This window comes from Bacteroides sp. K03 (assembly GCF_019734355.1).
Lineage (GTDB): Bacteria > Bacteroidota > Bacteroidia > Bacteroidales > Bacteroidaceae > Bacteroides > Bacteroides nordii.
Genome location: NZ_JAASHC010000028.1, coordinates 1 through 19,688, shown reverse-complemented (window position 1 = coordinate 19,688; position 19,688 = coordinate 1). Strand labels below are relative to the sequence as shown.

The window sequence follows — 19,688 nt, the reverse complement described above, 5'->3', positions numbered from 1 at the left end:
TACTGTTTAGGCCTCGGTAAACAATTAATTTATCAAATTAAGATAATAACCCCGTATATATCAAATACAAGTACATAAGAAATATAATACTACTAATAATATACATTCAAGTTCTTTATTATATAACTTTACTCTTTACAATAATTATAGACTTTCAAATTCTCTACCTGGCTCTTAAAATGTCCGGCTTCTTCCAACGGGAAAACCAACGTGCGGAAATACAACATAGAATCCTTCCCACAGCTAAAGTAACGCATCTTCGGTTCCAGCTGGTCAATCAATTTCCCATCTATCTTAAGAGTCGTTGTACGAGATGTGCCTTCTATCTGAACATTTATCTTTTCGCCCTCCCGAATCTTATATCTGAAAGTATCCAGGTAACCATCGCGTGCAAAACCCAAAAATCCATTGATCGGATCGGCCAGATAAAAAACTGCATCCGGCGAACGGAAAAGTACAGTACCCGATGCTTCTTTCTGACCTGTCAAATCAAAATTCACCGTGTAACCATATCCTATTTCCTGTATCTGATTCTTACTACCCGCCGGAACATCCGTTTTCCGGTAAACCAAAGAACCCGGTTTTCCTACCCTGCCCAACAGATTCACTCCCGGTGCTTCGCTCAATGCAGCACGAGTTTCATTAAAAGTGCTATAAGGTATAGTCGTGTTTTTGCCTGTCCACATTTTCACAGCCAAGGTCTGTAATGCCGGGAAGGTACGATAATGAATATCTTTCACCGTTATGCCATTACCTACAAGATCATTCCACAAAGCGAACATACCACCCAAGATAGACGGATGTCTCTCTTCAAATCTCTCATTTCGGCCTATTTTAGCCGGTGTCCACTCTTTGTATAACTTTTCTTCGTCCAGATAATCATGATAGTAAAAAGCACCCGGTACAATATAGACATCCCAATCGTACATGCTTACCAATTGGTATCCTTCCGCAATCATTTCCTGAGGATTGGCAAAACCAGGATTCCATAAACTCATGACCACCTGATCTGCCTTGACCGGAGTACTACCTTTTGCATGAGTCAATGCCCCCCATACACAAGCCTGCTTGCCATATTGCTCTACCAGACGAATATAGTGATCTGTAAATTCTCGAAACTTCTCAACCAATTCGGGTGTTTCATTGGAATATTCATCCGTACCCACATGTACTCGTTTACCACAGAATACTGGCTCGTCACCCTCCAAATATTCTTTAAACAGGGTGTCTATAAACGGATAGGTCTCCGGTGAGAACAGATCCAGATGATCCATACCATACTTCTTACTTCCTATTTCGGGCTTATAACGTGAAAACGCCAAAGAATGTGCCGGGACATCGATCTCCGGAATAATTTCAATCCCCAGTGCCATTGCCTGTTTCTGCAAATCGATAAATTCTTTCTTGGTATAAAAACCGTCATAGGCCGTCAATCCGGGATATGTATCCGATTCCAACCGAAAAGCCGAATAAGCATTCGTAAAGTCATCATCGAAGAATTTTTTGTGTCCGTTATCATTCAAATGAATTTGCAGGGTATTCATCTTGTAGTAAGACATGATTTTAACCAAATCCTGTAAATAAGACAAAGGAATAAACTTACGTGCACAGTCTATCATGAACCCACGAAGGGGATAGTCGGGATAATCCCGGATCTGCCCTTTAGGCAAACGATAATTATCATCTTGTTCTGTAATTTGTAACAAAGTACGGGTTCCCCAGTATATGCCTTCAGGCTGAGGAGCCGATAAAAGTACTTTATCGGTTATTTTAATAGAGTAACCCTCTTTTGCCAGTTGTTTATCCGGTTTCAATGTCAATGCAATATCGCCGGCTTTTGCCCTACCGGCCACGATTTCAGGTTTCCACTGAAACATTCTGAAGCAATCGTCAGCCATCAGTCCGGCAATACGAAGCAACTCCGGTTGTCCGGCATCATACACAATTCTTGTATGGCTCCCTAAAGTCATATAGCCTCCGGATGCTTTCCACTCTTTCAACTCCGGAATTACAAAAGGTTTCTTCTCTCCAGGAGCGGCCATCAATACAACACTCATTAAGGAACAAAGTAACAACGACATTCCTATTTTTTTAGATACAATATTCAATATAAGATTTTTCATTCTCTTTTCAATCATCAAATAAAAACTACAATACTTATGTTCAAAACACCAATCTTTCTGATAATGCCTAACTGCCTCCTCTTTATTTTCGTCAGTATGATTCCAACCTTAGTCTTAGGAAGCTATATCTATTTTTCTCCTATAGTAGCTTTTCTCAGTGAAAGTCACATACTTCACATAACAATGTTTCTTTAGGGGCGCAATTGATTATTCACTATATCTTCTACCCTTAAAAAAAATAAACAGTGGACAATATACGATAATCTCATCATTACTGCCCACTGTTATCAGGATCTATTTATAAATACCTATCAGAAAGTACACTGACATATCTGTCATATTATCCCTACCTATCCTTATTTGCTATATCCTGGATTCTGGTCTTCAATGGAAATCATATCATTAGTAGTTAATTCCATCTGTGGAATAGGAATCAACTGATTACGTATCAGATACGTATTCCAGTCTTCCTCGCCATCACTGGGATACCAATACTCTCTCCAAGGGGCAGCATAATTGTTTTCAAGACCATAATGATAACAAGCAGAAGTTATATGATGGTTATTATTGCGTTCAAGTAGCTTCTTACGCCATTCAATACCCCGTCTTCTTGTATCCGTAAATCCGTCAAATTCTGCAGCCAATTCAAAGAGACGTTCATGGAAAATGTATTCCCGCACTGCCTCTTTCGACAAAGTAGCCGATAAATCTTTCGGATAAGTGGCTATCGGCTTAGCCGAATTACGTGCACGCTGCAATACTCTGTTTACCAAAGAAATAGCAGTACCTGTATTTCCTAATTCATTTTCAACATCCGCCATCAACAAAAGGAAATCAGCAAAACGGTATACATACAGATTGTTATTAGCATAACGTCCGGAACAATCGTTAGTCATATATTTTCCAAAATAAGGCCAGTCATTAATATTCCAATCCGATGGCCCCTTTGTTTTGCAATATGCTTCACGTAGTAAAGAATCCAGTTCTTCTACTTTCGGATTCGTCGGGTCCTCATATCCACCATTGATATAATCGATAGAATCCACCAATTCTTTATGTGTAGTTACTACCGGTACCTTAATAGGAGGTCTTCCCGGTCTGACAATCGAATCGACCCATGTTGTATCGTTAAAAGATTTTGTTACATAAGGATATGCTGCCTGCCATTCGTCCGACGGAATTTTATTAACATACTTCACCCATTTAGAAATGAAAGTAACCTTCAAACGCGGATCATCCTGATAAGTACCATGTGCCCAGTCATAAAAAGATTTATTAGGTTGCGAACGTCCCCAGGTTTCCCCCTGAGAAGAGTTCTGAGGAGAAAATGTCCAGTGCAATGAATTGTATCCTACATTCTCAGTCGTATTTTTAGTAGCATCGATTACAAAGACAAACTCTTTAGAAAAGCTGAGACGTGTACCATTATATAAAGTATTAAAATCCGGTTCAAGGTCAAAATCACTTTTGTCTAACACCAAGTCACCATATTCCTTTGCTTTCTTAAAATAAACATTGCTGGCTTGCATTTCCGACCATGTCTGTTTCAAAACACCTGTAGCCCAATAGTCACCGTTTTCAGCAGCCCAGGAATTACAGCCCATCACCCAATAAAGCTTAGCTAAATAAGCATAAGCAGAATATTTATTAGGAGCGGTCGGTTTGTTGCTTGCCAAAGAAGAGGTTTCATCCAAATCAACAGCAGCCTCCGTCCAATCTTTTATAATTTGGTCAATCGTCTGCTGACGGGTAGCCCGTGACACAGCTAAACTTTCCCGATCAGACGGTGTTAATCGCAAGGGTACTCCTCCGTAAAAAGAATAAAGAACATAGTAACATACCCCTCGCATAAATTTAGCCTGAGCTACCATATTGGCTTTCGTACCCCAATCAGCACTCTCTCCATCTTCACACGCTTTTATAAAAATATTACAATTTGCAATTGCTTGATAAAGTGCACCCCATACCAAATTATTAAACTCATTCTCAGTAGGAATAACTCCTGCAGTATACTGACAACGATTATCGGATGTATTATAAGAGGTCCAGCATAGGCCGGAAGCTTCCGTATTAATCTCAGGAAGCAATTGTGCAAAAGATCCCTGTACAGCCATCAGACCATAAATTCCGGTCAGAGCCATTTGTGCTGACTGTTCGTCGCTGTATACCACTTTTGAATTTGTAGTATACTTCGGATCCTCGTCCAAACAAGACCCTAAAACAGCTAACATTAAAAACAGATAAATTATATTGATTTTCTTCATAATCAAACCAGAATATTAGAATGAAACATTAAGTCCAAATATAAACGAACGGGTATGCGGCATTGAACTCGTATCGATACCCGGACGCGTTCCGTCAAAAGCAAAGCTGTTTACTTCAGGATCATAACCGGAATAATTGGTTATTATAAACGCATTTTTCACTGATGCATAAACCCCAATACTATTAAATCCGATCTTTGAAACCAGATTTTTGGGTAAATTATATCCCAATGTAATATCCGAACAACGCAGATAGCTTCCATCCTCCACATATCTGTCCATTATAACTTTAGGAGTTACCGCGCCGGGCGAGGGCATTTCATTTCCATGATATTCTCCTATCCATGGATTATCGTTTCTCCACATTTTCTCAAATGAACTTTTATAAATCATACTGGTCGAATTAGACGGTAAGATAGAATAACGTGCATTCGTATTTAGAATATCATTCCCCTGTACCCCGGTAAATGCCATGGATAGCGATAAGTCTTTCCATCTAAAATCAGTCTGGAATCCATACGTAAAATCAGGGTTAGGATCTCCTAAAATGACCCGATCTTTTTCATTAATAGCACCGTCACCATTCTGATCTACAAACTTCAAATTACCTGCTTTTACCGTTCCTATAGACTTAGTTGCATCTATCTTATTTATATAAGGATCATTCTCCTGAATAATTCCATCCGTCTGATAACCATAGAACAAACCTGGGGCCTTTCCGGCAATAAATATATTCGCCTCACCGAAATGATCACCCAAACTATTTCCCATATATGCTTTCCAATATTGTCCTGTCCCCCACTCTTCTTCCGGCAATCCGAAATCCAGAATCTCAGGTCGGTTGAAAGCTATATTGCCGGAAAGCGACCATGTAAAATCTTTTATACGAATAATATCTCCATGCAACGAAATCTCTAACCCTTTATTACGAAGGCTTCCCTGATTGATTGTCATTGACTTATAACCTGTAGAAGGTGGAAGGTCGCGCTGTATGAGCAAATCTTTAGTCTTTTTAGAATATAAGTCGACAGTACCTCCAATACGATCCTGAAAGAAAGAAAAATCGACTCCGACATTATAAGAAACGGTTCTTTCCCATTTCAATCCGTCATTTTCCATTTTGTCCACCACAAGGCCTATTAATTTATTACCGTCTCCGGTTGCACCTTGCGCAGGTTTTTCTGCTCCCTGTGGCGTATTTGTAAACTGTGTACCGTAACTTGAGAATGTGCTGTACGGATCAATAGATTGAGAACCCGTTTCACCATATCCGGCACGAAGCTTCAATTGATTGATCCATGAATGATCTTTTATGAAATCTTCCTGTTCCAAACGCCATGCAACTGTTGCTGCAGGGAAATATGCCCACTGGTTACCTTTTTTAAACTTACTGGAACCATCACCACGAATAGATGCAGTGAGCAAATAGCGCCCTTGCAAAAAGCTCAAATTTGTACGTGCCAGGAAAGACAATAACTGATAATCCCGTTGAGCCGGTTGTTTATACTCCACATTACCGGCCATGTGCATTCCATTGGAACGAAAACTATAGTTGTTAAAATCATTTCCGACAACCAATGTATTCAACGAACGATATGCATCATACGTGACACCAGCCGTAGCATTGATATCCACAATCCCCTTTACTTCATGGTTGAACTGGAACACATTTTCTACCGAATAATTGCTACGGTTAAAGTCCGACTGAGTAATATAGCCGTTCTGTGCTGAACCTGTATAAAGTGTAATGTTGAACCAACGGTCGCGATCTTGAATAGAGATATTACCACCAGCGCGTAGATTATAAGATAAGAATTTAAAGATTTTCCAATTTAAATCCAACGAACCACGAAATGTCTTTTCAATGGTAGTATCATCATAATCATCCACCCATGTCCAGACCGTAGCACGATCAGCAAGGTTCGGAGTAGTCAATTCCATTTCTTCTTCCGACTTTACATAAGGTGCACTCGACAGAGCAACATTAGAGATAGAGCCGGTAGCGCCCCCCGTCGTATTGCCACCGGACATCATGTCATTCTGTTTGATAGACCCATTCACCGAAACAGCCATCGTAATGTTCTTGGCAAGTGTAGAATTCAAATTCAAACGGAAGTCGCCTTGCTTTAAGCCGGTACCTTTTACTAATCCCTCAATATCCTTGTACGAAGCCGAAGCAAAGTAAGTAGTTTTCTCAGAACCACCGTTTACTGTAACAGAATAGTTCTGTGAAAGAGCAGTACTATAGATTTCTTTCTGCCAATCTATCGGACTCAAAAGTGTCCACTTCTCTTTTAACTTAGAGTTTTCACCATTTTTCCTATACACACCACCGTCTTGCAAAAAGAACTGGAAAGTGTCATTCCACTCATTTTTACCTGTTTCCTTATTTATTTTCCACAGATTCCAATCTCCGTTGTCATCCTTTTTATAACCTCCGCCATATACCAACCGGTATTGAGCATATTCCTCAAGACTCATCAAATCTAACATATTGGCAGCATTGGCTACAGTAAAGTTAGCCGATACTCCCACAGTCGTCTTTCCTGACTTACCTTTCTTTGTAGTAATCAAGATAACTCCGTTTGCACCACGAGAGCCATAAATTGCAGTGGCCGAAGCATCTTTCAATACCTCAATACTTTCAATATCGGCCGGATTCAAAGAACTCAATGCATTGGTAGCAATGGTAAAAGTACCATCATTGCCGGAATTGGCAAACTCTCCCGTAGAAGCTTGAGGAATATTATCGATAACATACAAAGGCTGGTTATCTCCACGTAGTGAGTTGGCACCACGAATCGTTACCGAAGAAGCGGCTCCCGGAGCATCGATAGAAGCTCCGATTGAAAGTCCGGCAATTTTACCTTGTAACATATTGTCAATAGAAGCAATTTTACCTACTTCTTTCTCATCGGGACGATAAGAAGAAACAGCACCCGTCAAGTCACTTTTCTTCATTGTACCGTAACCTACTACTACCACTTCATCCAACATTTCACTGTCGTCTTTCAGGACAACGTCAATGGTGCGCTGTTTGCCCACGGTTATTTCCTGCGTAGACATACCGATGAAACTATAGATCAGTACTGATTTCTCAGATGGAACTGATATACTATAATTACCATCCACATCAGTGATAGTACCATTTGTAGAACCTTTAAGTAGTACATTGGCTCCCGGCATTCCAAAGCCGTCTTCTGCTTTCACTGTTCCTTTCACCATTATCTGTGAAAAAGCCAAAGCAGGAAGAAATAACAAACAAAACAACGCGAAGATGCGTCCCTGTGTTTTTCTTTCCATAATACTTAGATTTAATTAATATGCAATTTTTTTGTATAACTACCATTATTAGTACGTACCTGTATCAGATAAGTCCCTTTCTCTAACGAAATCGTTGGAATCACATTGGTTACGGCATTCAGACGACCCTGCATCGCAGTTTTCCCATCCATAGCATAGATTTCATAAAAAGCATTACTTATATATTCTTCTTTAGACAATGTCAGAACAATTTGCCCTTTTGACGGACTGAGGTAGAATGAGAACACCTCACCTTGATTATTATTATTTTTCACATTCTCTATGCCTACAGGGGCTAAATCAACTTTAGTAATGAGTGTATCCACGTTAGATGCAAGTACATCATTCTGTGCACGTATTAAACTCTTATAATCACTAACGGGTTGGTCATTACCCATATCAAAGTACATTGTTCCGCGGCAATCCTTTTCTATAATAAAATCTTGCTTACGTTTAGTCTGATTGACACCATTATAGTATCTCATTGTGCCACCGCAATCCCATGAATTCAAATCCGGATCAAAATTACTATCATTCATTCCGTACTTTTCAAACAGGTCCTTATATCCCTCTTCACCGTTATTCACAAGTAGTATTCCATAAGACATCAATATTTTGTCTTTAGGAAAGCCGTACCCGGTAAACCAATTATAAGCCTCCGGATAATAATCCCAATAATAAGTTTCTTTGTTAGGCCCATAGAGCTGGAAAGTGAAATAATCAACATCTTTCATCAAATCTTTAGAAAAGCCATTGTAAGATACCTTATGTAAGGAACAGGTAAATGTTTTGTCTTTTCCAGCCATTACTTCATTAATTAAACGCCCTACAATCTTGTTGTATAAAGTCCAGTCAGACGCACTATACATCCATTCCAAATCAACATCCAGACCATCGCAATGTTCCAATAAAACTTTTGCATCACGAATCAGATTATTCGCATATTCGTCATTATTCAAAACACCATATTTCCAGTTTTCACCTTCAGGATAGATAATACCTATACGGATTTTCATTCCACGATAACCAGCATAATAATTACGTATAAAATCAATCATGCCGGTATAACTTTGCGAATCCTTACCTATATTTTCAGGGTCATCCCCTTTCCAATACGCGTTCAGAAAAATATTATTCCAATTTCCAACATTCCATTGATACCCATTTTCTGAATCATTTTTAGCAGAACCGGAACGATCTGTTCCCCAAACCATCACTTCATCAAGTTTTCCATCAAAGTTTTCGCCTAATATGATACGACTTTTCTGAAACGCAGGAACCTTTTGAATAGTCATACTTTTACCGCCCAACTCAACAGGACCATCAGAAGAAAGTCTGTCATGATCTTTATAGTCCACACTAATTAGAAAAGGATTAAATCTTCTGCTAGATGCATCTCCTGCCATCGGTTTAAAAGTCACACTTATATAATGCCACTTATCTATTTCTACTTGATTTTTTAATGTACCAATCGTACCACAAAGATTGACAATAATTTCTTTATCAGCTTCTTTTCCAAGCTTTATAGTCATACAATTATCCTCATCCACATAATTGGAAAATATACCGGCACCTTCCACCCAGCTATCTATATATACCCAACCTGCTACAGTAGCATTATTAGGAGATGCAGATTCATAAAAACGTGTAGTAGGGTCAAAAGGTACTCTACCGTCTTCTGATATCATATTAGAACCTACGCCATGAAAATCCATCACCCCATTGCGTCCTTGAAATTCTGCAAGATAAGATACATTGGTAGGAGTGGCCGAATTGTCCGGGTATTCAGGAAACAGGCTACCATCTTTCTGAACCTTTGCAGAAAGCAGAATCAGATCATTCGTCATCAAAAACATGTCACGATCAATATTAGCACGGTCTGTAAATCGCATCAGATTGGTATATCCGGTTACAACACGATAACGCATCACGGCATTATCTTCCACAGCAATCCGTTGGACATTGTTCATCTCTCCATGATGAGCAAAACGATAATCCACCAGATGTTCGCACTGCTCCTGATCGCATTTCCAATAAGATACTAAATCAGTATAATTGGGATTAAACTTATGAAGTGTGTTATTCCAATATAAATCGGCTTGTTCCAATGCCTTTTTCCAAACTCTAATCTCATCAATTTGCCCATTAAAATTCTTTCCTATCAAACAAGGGTTTACAGCATCCGATAATGTTGGCGGAAGAGTTCCTGACACTTCTTTCAATTCATTATTTACATAACACTTTACATTACCATTATTAAAAACTATCGTCAATTGCGACCAACTGTTCAATACAATACCGGTTTCACATATTACAGAGGCTACGCCCGCTTTAATTACCAATGATTGGTTATCGCTCGACTCTATAATAAAATTATCTTGATTGAAAAGTTGAATACCCTTTACCCATGAAGTAGGTTTTATCCACATCTGAACGGTCATTTCTGAAGAACCGTTTAACTCCTGAATCACCGATGTTTTTACATAGCCTGCACCCTCGTTGCTGATTGCATAATTAACAGTTTGCGCATAGGAAGTTAATGAACATCCTATCAGGCATGCCAACATTACTTTTCTCAATACCATACTTTATTGTTTTTAAGTTAAAATTAAATGGGTTAACAAAAAAGGAACGAATCTTTATCCCACAAAGGATACCAAGATTCGTTTCCTATATATATCAAAAATTATAAAACAACTTTTCTACTGCTATTACCCACCTTAACAATATAAACCCCTTTTTCTTTAATAGGAATAGTCGTCAAGTTAGACATAGGAGCTTTGAAAGCCACCAATTCACCAGAGATTGAGTATACAGAAACCGGAGAAGCAGCATCAACAACTGTTATTTCGCCATCTTTACCCCATACAATGGCTCTATCATCTCTCTCCGCATAATTAAGACCGGTAGGTGCATCATTCCAATCTTGATCTACTATCTTACAAGGAACGCGTTCCATATCAATCGCATCAATCTTCTCTAATTTGATATCATCAAGTAATAAAATAGCCTGATCGACTCCATTTAAATACATTTTAACAACCAGTGGTAGCTCTTTATACTTAGGGTCTGTATTATCCTTAATTGTAATATCCATTTCGCCAGTAGCCCAATACTCATTATAAGCTGGGTCAAAGGCCAAATCATACTGACGATAACCATCTCCCAAACCTGTATTCTCATCGATTCCGTCATAATGTGATGTAGCTACCGTCAATGCCAACTTACCTTGACCATTAGCTATCACACGAAAACTAACAGAAAGACGGTAGTTAGAATTAAGGGGTACATCCGTATTCGAGAGCCAGAACAAAGTAGAATTAGGCATTGATTTAGGATTTTTAACAGCTCTAGCATCTACAGCAGTCGATTTATTTCCCTGATAACAGAATATATGACCTAATGTACCACCATCCACTATCTGACAGGAATTATAAAAATCTTCAAAAGCTGCTTTATCGCCTTCACTCATGTCGGCATAACTCTTACCACCGATAGCTATATCCCCTCCTGCGGCGGATGTAAGACCAATAGCACCATCTAAATTATCCGCCAAACGAAAAGGAGCACTCGCATTCCAATCCGTTTTTGCCATTTCACGAATAAATAATCCTTGAGCACTACCTATTTCTTGAGTACTGAATTTCCACGCAGCCGGAGCATAATCCTGAGCCATTGCACCTAACGAAAAAAGACAAACAGCCGAAGCTAAAAGTAAATTTCTTCTCATAATAATAAAAATTAAAGTTAATAAATAAAACATTGAGATAACATCAATCGAATTATCATAATTATATATAATAGTTCAATTTTAATTGTTGCAAACATAGATGATTAAATACAAATTAATGTTCAAAAACAACCGTTTGTTATTCCAAAACTGTCCTAAACATCCTCCTTATAAGAGTTTTGAACATTTTTTGAAAACATATGATTGATTTTGAAAACGGCTAATAAAAATGCATTTTCATATCTATACTTTGTACATAAGTGGATTCTACGCTTCGTAATCTCTAAAAGCTTACATCTCAAATTTTTTCCACTTTCCTTAAGTACATCTATTATATTCATCATAAATAATATGTCTCAGGTTTCGCATATCCAAAACTTAAATAACATTTCATCATTTAAATTTATTGAATCCATTCTGTTATCATTTCCACTGAGGTACATGTGTATAGCCATAGGTTTATATCAATAGATAAGTCACATTTGCATAAAAACAGGTGATACATGGTGATGATAAATTCTATTATCATCACCATGTCATCGCCGCTTAGTTTCATTCTTTTTCAATAAATCAATCATAAAAGACGACAAATTACAATTCTAAATCATTTTTTCAAAATTGATCGTATATTTAATATTTAAATGTCAAAAGTCCTATTGGGAATCTATTAGTATTCCAATCAGCACCATCCTTTTTTACGAAATAGTCTCTCGCTTTTTCATTGGCATGTCGTTCATACCACTTTAACTTATGAGTAGTAAGAGGAGCATATCCATCAATAGGTTTAGATTTCTTTGCACTGAAAAGACTTGGTAATCCAACATTAAATAAATATCCCCAACCATATTCCTGACTTTGTAAATAGTGTCCGTATTCATGTAAATACAAATCATCCAATAATGGATCAAATTTTCCTAAAGCATTTACAGGTTTGCCACCTCTATCGTTTATGTTTATGTAACTACCAAGAGTAATTCCCTTATCCTCAGTAGAATGTTCATTTATTACATAAGTCGCTCCCCTGAAATATTCTACATCATCAACCAAACCAATAGTATTTTTAGCCAACGAAAAATATTCACCAATAGCAGTTTGAGGTAATTGCCATGTAAAACGGCTTAATAGTTCTAAAGTCCCTTTCCAGAAGTTATTTGTTTTATCAACAGTAAATAGTCCTCCATATATTTTAGCTTCATTCTTTACAGACTTCCATGCCGTCTTTATCGGATTCTTTCCAGTAAAAATACCTTTCCAAAAACCAATAGCAGCCGCAAGAAAGAATTCACCATCTTCATCTGTATACAATAACGGATTATTCAGACAATAGCTATAGCGATTAAAACTTTGGCTATTTTCCGGCATCTGCACATATGGATCCGGACTCAAAAAACGACCTAATAATGGATCGTATAAACGAGCGTTCATATTTATCAATCCGAACATGGATAAGTGCTCATGTCCTGTATAACCACGATTTAAGAATAAAGACGGTTCACTTCCCGGAGCATATATAGATTGAGTTTCAGGATTACGTAGACGTCCCCAGGCATCATAACTCAATTCTTGTACTACACTTCCAGAAGAATCTGTAATATGTGTAATACTTCCCAAATAATCACGACAGATATAATAAATATTCCAAGAATCATTCCCCCTTACATAAACCGCAGGGGCAGAATATGCATTTCCACCAATATACAGAAAACTTTTTGTTCCATCTTTTTCATAACAATCTCCCAAATAATAACGATACTGGCTATCATTATCACTCCGGTTTATAGTCATTTTGGCACGGTCTCCATTAGCCTTATAAACAAATGTAGCAGTAACGCCGTTCTCAATAACCGTTGCCGGACGTTTAAACGAAGTATAAATTACATTTTGGGTATTCTTCGGAACTAAATAACCAGAATAGGAAATAAATCCAGTCACCGCATAAGGTTTCGAAGCATTCGCATAAGATAGCTCACCAATTCCAACAAGCCTAGTAACATTACCTTTCGAATCATAAATATTCTGCTTAGGACCATAATCGACCAAACGTTTCAATTTATCATAAGTAAAATACTCACTGATATTATGAGCTACGTCTGTACGAATTCCTAAGTTACCGGTCCGAACATCAAACATATATTTAAAGTGTTGTATAGAACCCGTTTTACGTTCTGTCACCATACCATAAGTATCATATTCATAGCTACGAGTCAATGAGCCGGTTGTAACAACCGTAGGTTGTCCTAACTCATTTTCACTTACTAATTTCCAGATCGAAGCTGTCCCCAATTTTATTTCTGTCAGATAACCATTCGTATAAATATGGCTCTCCTCCATTACAGAACTATCGTCAGATGTCTCATAGATGATTTTCGAGAGATTATCATCAGTATTATAGGTATAAGTACGTTTCAGCCAAACGCTATCCGGTACATATTCTACCTCTGTAGCAATTCGTCCAAATTTATCATAAGTATAGTACTTTGACGTTCCACTAGTTGAAATCTCTTGTTCAAGAAGCTTTGTAATAGCATTATACTTCCATCTTGTTTCAAATTCAGGTCGCGCTACCCTTACAATGCGCCCATCCAATCTAAAGCTGGATAATATTGTTTTACCATTGGCGTCCGTCTCTCTTACATCTCTTTGATCACCACTAACGTTTTCCGAGTAACTTTGCGTACCAGCGCTCGGATCGATAAGCTTGATTCGCCGCCCATAAGTATCATACTCGAAAGAAGTGACAACATCTCCCGGAGCTATTATTTTCTTAGGTTGTTTATCCGGTCGATATTCATAGGTTATTGTCCCTCCCAGATCGGATACGGTTGTTAACAATCCACTCTTATCGTAGTTCCGGGTGGTAGCCATCCCTCTTGTATCAGTAGTAATCACTTGATTTCCTGAATAATCAGTAGTATTTATTCCACCAGAGACTTCTGTTACGGATATTGTACGATCATAATTATCATAACTATAAGCGGTCCATAGTGAGGGCTGAGTTTTAAATGGTTGAGAAACTCTTTTCACACGTCCATATTCATCATACTCGGTAGCCGTATATTGCCAACTTCCATCAAATCTCTGATTCCCACTCCGAATTTCCCGGTTCAAGGCATCATAATAAGTTTTACGTTGCGGTTGTCCGGCATCAGTTTCCGTTACACAATATAGTCCCACTAAAGAATTCCAATTATATGCAATCGTTTTTTTAACATCAAATCTTGTTGCAGAATTAACATTTAGTACACGAGTCTGCAACAAACGTCCCAACATATCATAAGTATAGAGGCTGTTAATAGACAGATAATCTGTCATAGTAGAAAGATTTCCATGAGCATCATAATTACCATAGTATGTAATCCGGCCGAGCCTATCAGTTTCCTTTTCAACATTACGATGATACATATCATACATATAAGTACTTCCTTGAAACTCCGTATTTGTATATGGTGCACTCATCTCTGTAAGTACATTATTATATTCATCATAGGTCCACCGTACCTCTTCTGTCTTATTACCGTTCGTTTTAGTAATTCTGCTTTCGGGAAGCACAGTAGCTGACTTATAAATTATTTCTTCCGATTGCACCCAAGAAGCCCCGTCACGATGGTTTGTGATCGTTTTTAAAACAGGAAACCCGATCCAATAACGATCCGTCGTAACTTGGTTTTGATAAGTTTGCGTAACATTCGTCTGTATTATATTAGAGGTTTTATCGTCCGTATAAGCGGTAACCTCGGATATAGGATTACTATAGCTATCGTAACCGTATGTTTTTGTAACAGTCGTATTTTTCAGTAAATCTTTCACAGAAACCCGAACCGGCCTAATCGTAGTTTTTTTATTCGATGCAACTCCAACATAATAAGTATAATTGGTTTCTGTTGTAGGCGTAGTTTCTTGTACCGGTACTCCGAATCTCGAAGGATCATTAGTCCGGGAAGAGACAGCCCGGCTGCGCAATTTATCATAAACTTCCATCTTTTTCATTCCGATTAAGCCTAATCCCTGACGATGGTAAATGGCTTCCTTATACGTATATGACAGATTACTTATAAATACACCTTTGAGGAGTGCCTCCTGTGAAATAGCAGCCCACAAGGGACCGTTGAAATCAGTATATGGGAAAGTAGCTTCCGTACCTTTTACATAAAACCAAAAAGGGCTTCCGTATTCACGTCCATTCAAACGCTGATAATAGTTACGATGTACCACCCCGAAACTATTAACCATACCCGTCAGTAAATATTGTTTCGCCCCATTAATCATACTATTTACTTTCACCAACCTCGGCCCTTTCACAGCTAATAAAAAATTATAATAATTGGACGTAGCAACAGAAGAGGGCACAATATAACTATCCTTGGGAATACCCACAAAAGTAAGTCCGATTGAAAAGGAACCATTTTTATTAAGCCAGGCATCTACACTTGCAGCCGTATTGGCCGATTCATGCCTTATCAAATCGACCAAGCCGTCAGCATCCACATCTTGTAATGCATAGTGCTCATCTGTCCGGTATTCCATAAGTTCTTGTTGGGTTTTAACCAAACCACTACCGGTAGAAAGATAAGTATCCCATACTGTTCCATTATGATAGGGTATCGTTGTCGCCACTCGATAAGCAGCACCATGTTTAGGACATTCACCATTAACGAGAGGCTTTCTGCAATTGACGCATTCATTGACATATCCTATGGGATAATGGCACTGCGGACATACATCACTATTCGGATAATGCCAAAGGCATGCCGGGCAGTATTCGGAAGTTTTTGTCAAAACATCCAGATTTCCCCACTCATCATAGGATTTAACCGGAGTAACAACAAAATCCACTTTGCCATCCCCATTCACATCGCCAAGCATTAAGTTTCTATTTCGTAATTTATTAATATTCAAATCCGGATATGTGAATAGTTTATTCAATGAATAGGCCCCATTGGTTATTTTAAAACTATAAACATCCATTCCACTTTCATGCAAATGGCAGAGATCGGTTTTTCCGTCTCCATCCACATCCATTGGAATAACCATATCCTTTTTAACATTAAAATTAAAAACATGGGCATTGAAAAGGGTTCGCCGACCGGATAAATCAAATAGCATGCACTTTGAATCCAACTCTTTCTCGAGGGGATGGTACATAGACACTGCCAACACTTCAATTTTCCCGTCCCCATTATAATCACCCGGCAGATAGGTTTTAGGCCAAAAACTCTTATTATTTATATGCGTTACAGCATCGCTGGTAAATGTAAAAGTAGACTCCAGACTCATGGAATTTTTTAAATCCGGCTTATAGGTTTTTATCGTAACCACATCCCGGTCGTCAACCAAAGTGTTGTTAATCTTCAAGATTTCATCGCCGGATTTTCCATCCACATCTGCTGACAATAACGCCTGAAAACCATCCTCAGCCAAAAGCTTGGTAGGTGAAGGAGCAACACTACCCAGATTTTGGTAAACCAACAATTCCTGTTCCGGAGCGAACTCTGAAAAATAGTAATATACAGAATGTTGAAAAGTGCCGCTCGGCTTATAATAAGAAGAACAGGGGCTTTTGTCCGGATAGACTATCAAGGCGTCGTCATCAGAACCATAATCAAACTTTCCTTTACTTACCACAACTGATACAGATTCATCAAAATGTAAAAGTAAACCGGTCTCCTGTTTCTGAAGTTTTTTCGTTGTATTATCGCTATATCCATAATAGAATTTTAGCGGATTCAAATTGTCTTTTCCAATTCCAGTCAATAATGATACCCTATCCGTCTGATAAGTAAAAGTATACTCATGAACATAGTCCCCTTTATCCCAACATTTTATCTTATCAAGCAAACATGACAACTTAAACTCCATGCCATTCTGATAACTGGATATAATATCAGTGCGCGATTTATAAATAAAATCCATCTCTGTGAAATATATATCGGATAAAGAATGGATTCCGGAATAGATTTTCGTTATATAACTATGATTATCAACCGTTTCATATTCATAGGTATTATAATTTCCCAAAGCATCTTCAAATCGTGTGATAGGGAAAGATATATTATTGGTATTGCTGTATATGGCCTTACTCCCATCCGGATATTCCACAGTAAAAGAGTTTATAGTATTTCCGGACACATCGGCCTTTATACGCATATTTCCCTGCTCCGGCTCATAAGTATTTGCCTGCCCCGTTACCGGAAGCAACCTCATACCATCCAAAGTAAATGTATCATCTACGCCAAATGTCATAGCAGCCGTCACTCCATCATAATAGATACTCTTATTTATCCGGGTAATAGAGGATAAGCCATTAATACTCCAGCCATACCCTAATACATTATTTCCTCCCTGACTATTGTAAGCTATGGAAATTTCCGGATTAAAGCCATTCCGTATAGGAGTAATTTCAATAGGAACATTGTAAGTAATAGCTCCCATAGACGATACTTCAGAAGTAAAAGGTATCTCACCTACCGTATATTTAGTATCGACAGTTACAGAAGTAGGAATATGAGCATGCGTTTCCTCCACCAATAAAGGGGTAACCATTTCAGTTTTGAAGGTATTATTTGTATCTGTATTCCGGACCGGATGTTCAATGCGAATAATAGAATCCGGAACAATAGAACTGAGACTATCTACAGTAATTCGCCAATGTTTAGACTGTGAACCGATACTATAAGTCTGAGCATTTATATGAGAAACGAAACAAAAACTTAGAATCCCAAAGACGTAACAAGGGTATAAAAATGTATTTTTCACTTTGATAATATTGAGATATTAAAGGCTATTCTTTGATAATTTTCCACGCAGACTGCATCTGTCCGAAAACCAGCTTCATGATATATACACCCGGAATGAATTCCCGCATAGAGATCACTGTTTCCGTTGTACGAACTGTTTCTTTCAACAACAGTTTCCCCTGCATATCATAAAGTTGTAATGTGCCGACACCCGGTTCCGGTAATCCGGACAAGCTAACAGTTAAATCTGTTATTACAGGAGTTGGATAAACACGAATATTCTCTCTGGATAGTTTATTTTCCCAAGTATCATTCTCTAAAGAATCATTTTCGATAAAAGGAGAAAAAGATCGGGAAGTTACCAAAAGACGAGAAACCCGGTTACCGGCACTGTCATAAGAATACTGTAACTGCACAGTTTGTGCAGAAACATTTGTTCCAACAGCAATAGTTGCTGAAAATAACAAGAAAAGGAAAAAAGTTTTCATAGCATGTAGTATTAATAATGTTAACTCAAAAAGGTATTATCTAATTAAGGTTCTTTATGTTGGGCAATAATACGAAATCAAAAATATTCCGATGTTTCAAATCATTCAACTTTTTTCTAAAATCATTCTTTAAAGGATATTCAGGACAATCTCGGGCATATTTAAACAATTTGAAACATCAAAATAAAAATAAATATGATTCAATAGGAGTATAATATTCTATTTCCAGAGTAATATACGGAATTAAAAATCGATATTCACAAAATACTCATATTTCCAAGGATTCGGCAAACCGATGCAGTAGAATGTAGAACGGTAGTTTACTCCGATTCCGAAAAGCTTGCAGAAATTTCCATAAATATGAAGTAGAATACCGATTGCATATTTTTTATAACTTAGTTCCTATATGAGAAAAAGATTCTTCAAAAACGACATGGCATATTTTCGGTTCATAAATCACTAATAACCAATACTTTTAAAAAAAATATTTATAAATATTATAAAAGTGTACACTTAAGCATGTGTTAATGGCGCTTCTATTAGATGCTAAAAGTATACACTTATACATACTAAGATTGGTTTCTTTGCCAATTTAGTTGAAAGATTTATTCTTGTACGGTTCTGAGTATTGTACGATAGAAATATACAGTACATGCCTACTTACAATTTGACAAAGTGACATTCCTGATCCTCTGGAATCCTCTAATTACGAGAAGGTTTCTCACAGGTGATAAAAATCTTCGGCATTTCCGATTTTGATTATTCCTATTGTACGATTTTCGGAGAATTATATAACAAAAGCATCTCGTTTTTTCGATCTTCATTACACAATTCAATATCATTAGTTTATTTGATTATACTTTTAATAGTTAAAAATGGAGCGAATTTAGCTATCAGTTAGCGTCCAAAATGTTTTTTAAGGCGGTTTTTATTTTTTCTCGTAGAGTCTCGAATCGTTTCTCTACGAGGTTCGAGTCGTTCCTCGTATACTCTATTAAAACCAAATGTTTCCGCAGAATATTGCTTTAATAAATGTTAACTACGAA

At 37.7% G+C, this 19,688-nt stretch carries 7 protein-coding genes; all 7 read right to left on the bottom strand.

Annotated elements, in window-relative coordinates; translation table 11 throughout:
• Positions 1-128: 128 nt before the first annotated feature.
• Positions 129-2,081 carry a family 20 glycosylhydrolase gene (locus tag HCG69_RS16135; RefSeq protein ID WP_370634159.1) on the bottom strand — a complete coding sequence of 651 codons (1,953 nt, stop codon included), beginning with the start codon at positions 2,079-2,081 and terminating at the stop codon, positions 129-131.
• Positions 2,082-2,479: 398 nt separating this feature from the next.
• A complete protein-coding gene (locus tag HCG69_RS16130; RefSeq protein WP_221650886.1) occupies positions 2,480-4,387 on the bottom strand; it encodes a RagB/SusD family nutrient uptake outer membrane protein in 1,908 nt (635 codons plus the stop codon).
• Between the two features lie 15 nt (positions 4,388-4,402).
• Positions 4,403-7,690, bottom strand: a complete 3,288-nt coding sequence (locus HCG69_RS16125; protein WP_221650885.1) for a TonB-dependent receptor — start codon at positions 7,688-7,690, stop codon at positions 4,403-4,405.
• 11 nt (positions 7,691-7,701) lie between these two features.
• On the bottom strand, positions 7,702-10,275 hold the full coding sequence (locus tag HCG69_RS16120) for a LamG-like jellyroll fold domain-containing protein (protein ID WP_255586153.1): 2,574 nt from the start codon (positions 10,273-10,275) through the stop codon (positions 7,702-7,704).
• 101 nt (positions 10,276-10,376) lie between these two features.
• Positions 10,377-11,420 (bottom strand): T9SS type A sorting domain-containing protein, encoded by a 1,044-nt coding sequence (locus HCG69_RS16115; RefSeq protein ID WP_221650884.1) that lies wholly within the window; start codon positions 11,418-11,420, stop codon positions 10,377-10,379.
• A 630-nt stretch (positions 11,421-12,050) separates the two neighbouring features.
• Positions 12,051-18,173 (bottom strand): RHS repeat-associated core domain-containing protein, encoded by a 6,123-nt coding sequence (locus HCG69_RS16110; protein ID WP_221650883.1) that lies wholly within the window; start codon positions 18,171-18,173, stop codon positions 12,051-12,053.
• A 25-nt stretch (positions 18,174-18,198) separates the two neighbouring features.
• Entirely contained in the window at positions 18,199-18,642 is a 444-nt protein-coding gene (locus HCG69_RS16105) for a T9SS type A sorting domain-containing protein (RefSeq protein WP_221650882.1), read from the bottom strand.
• Between the last annotated feature and the right edge of the window lie 1,046 nt (positions 18,643-19,688).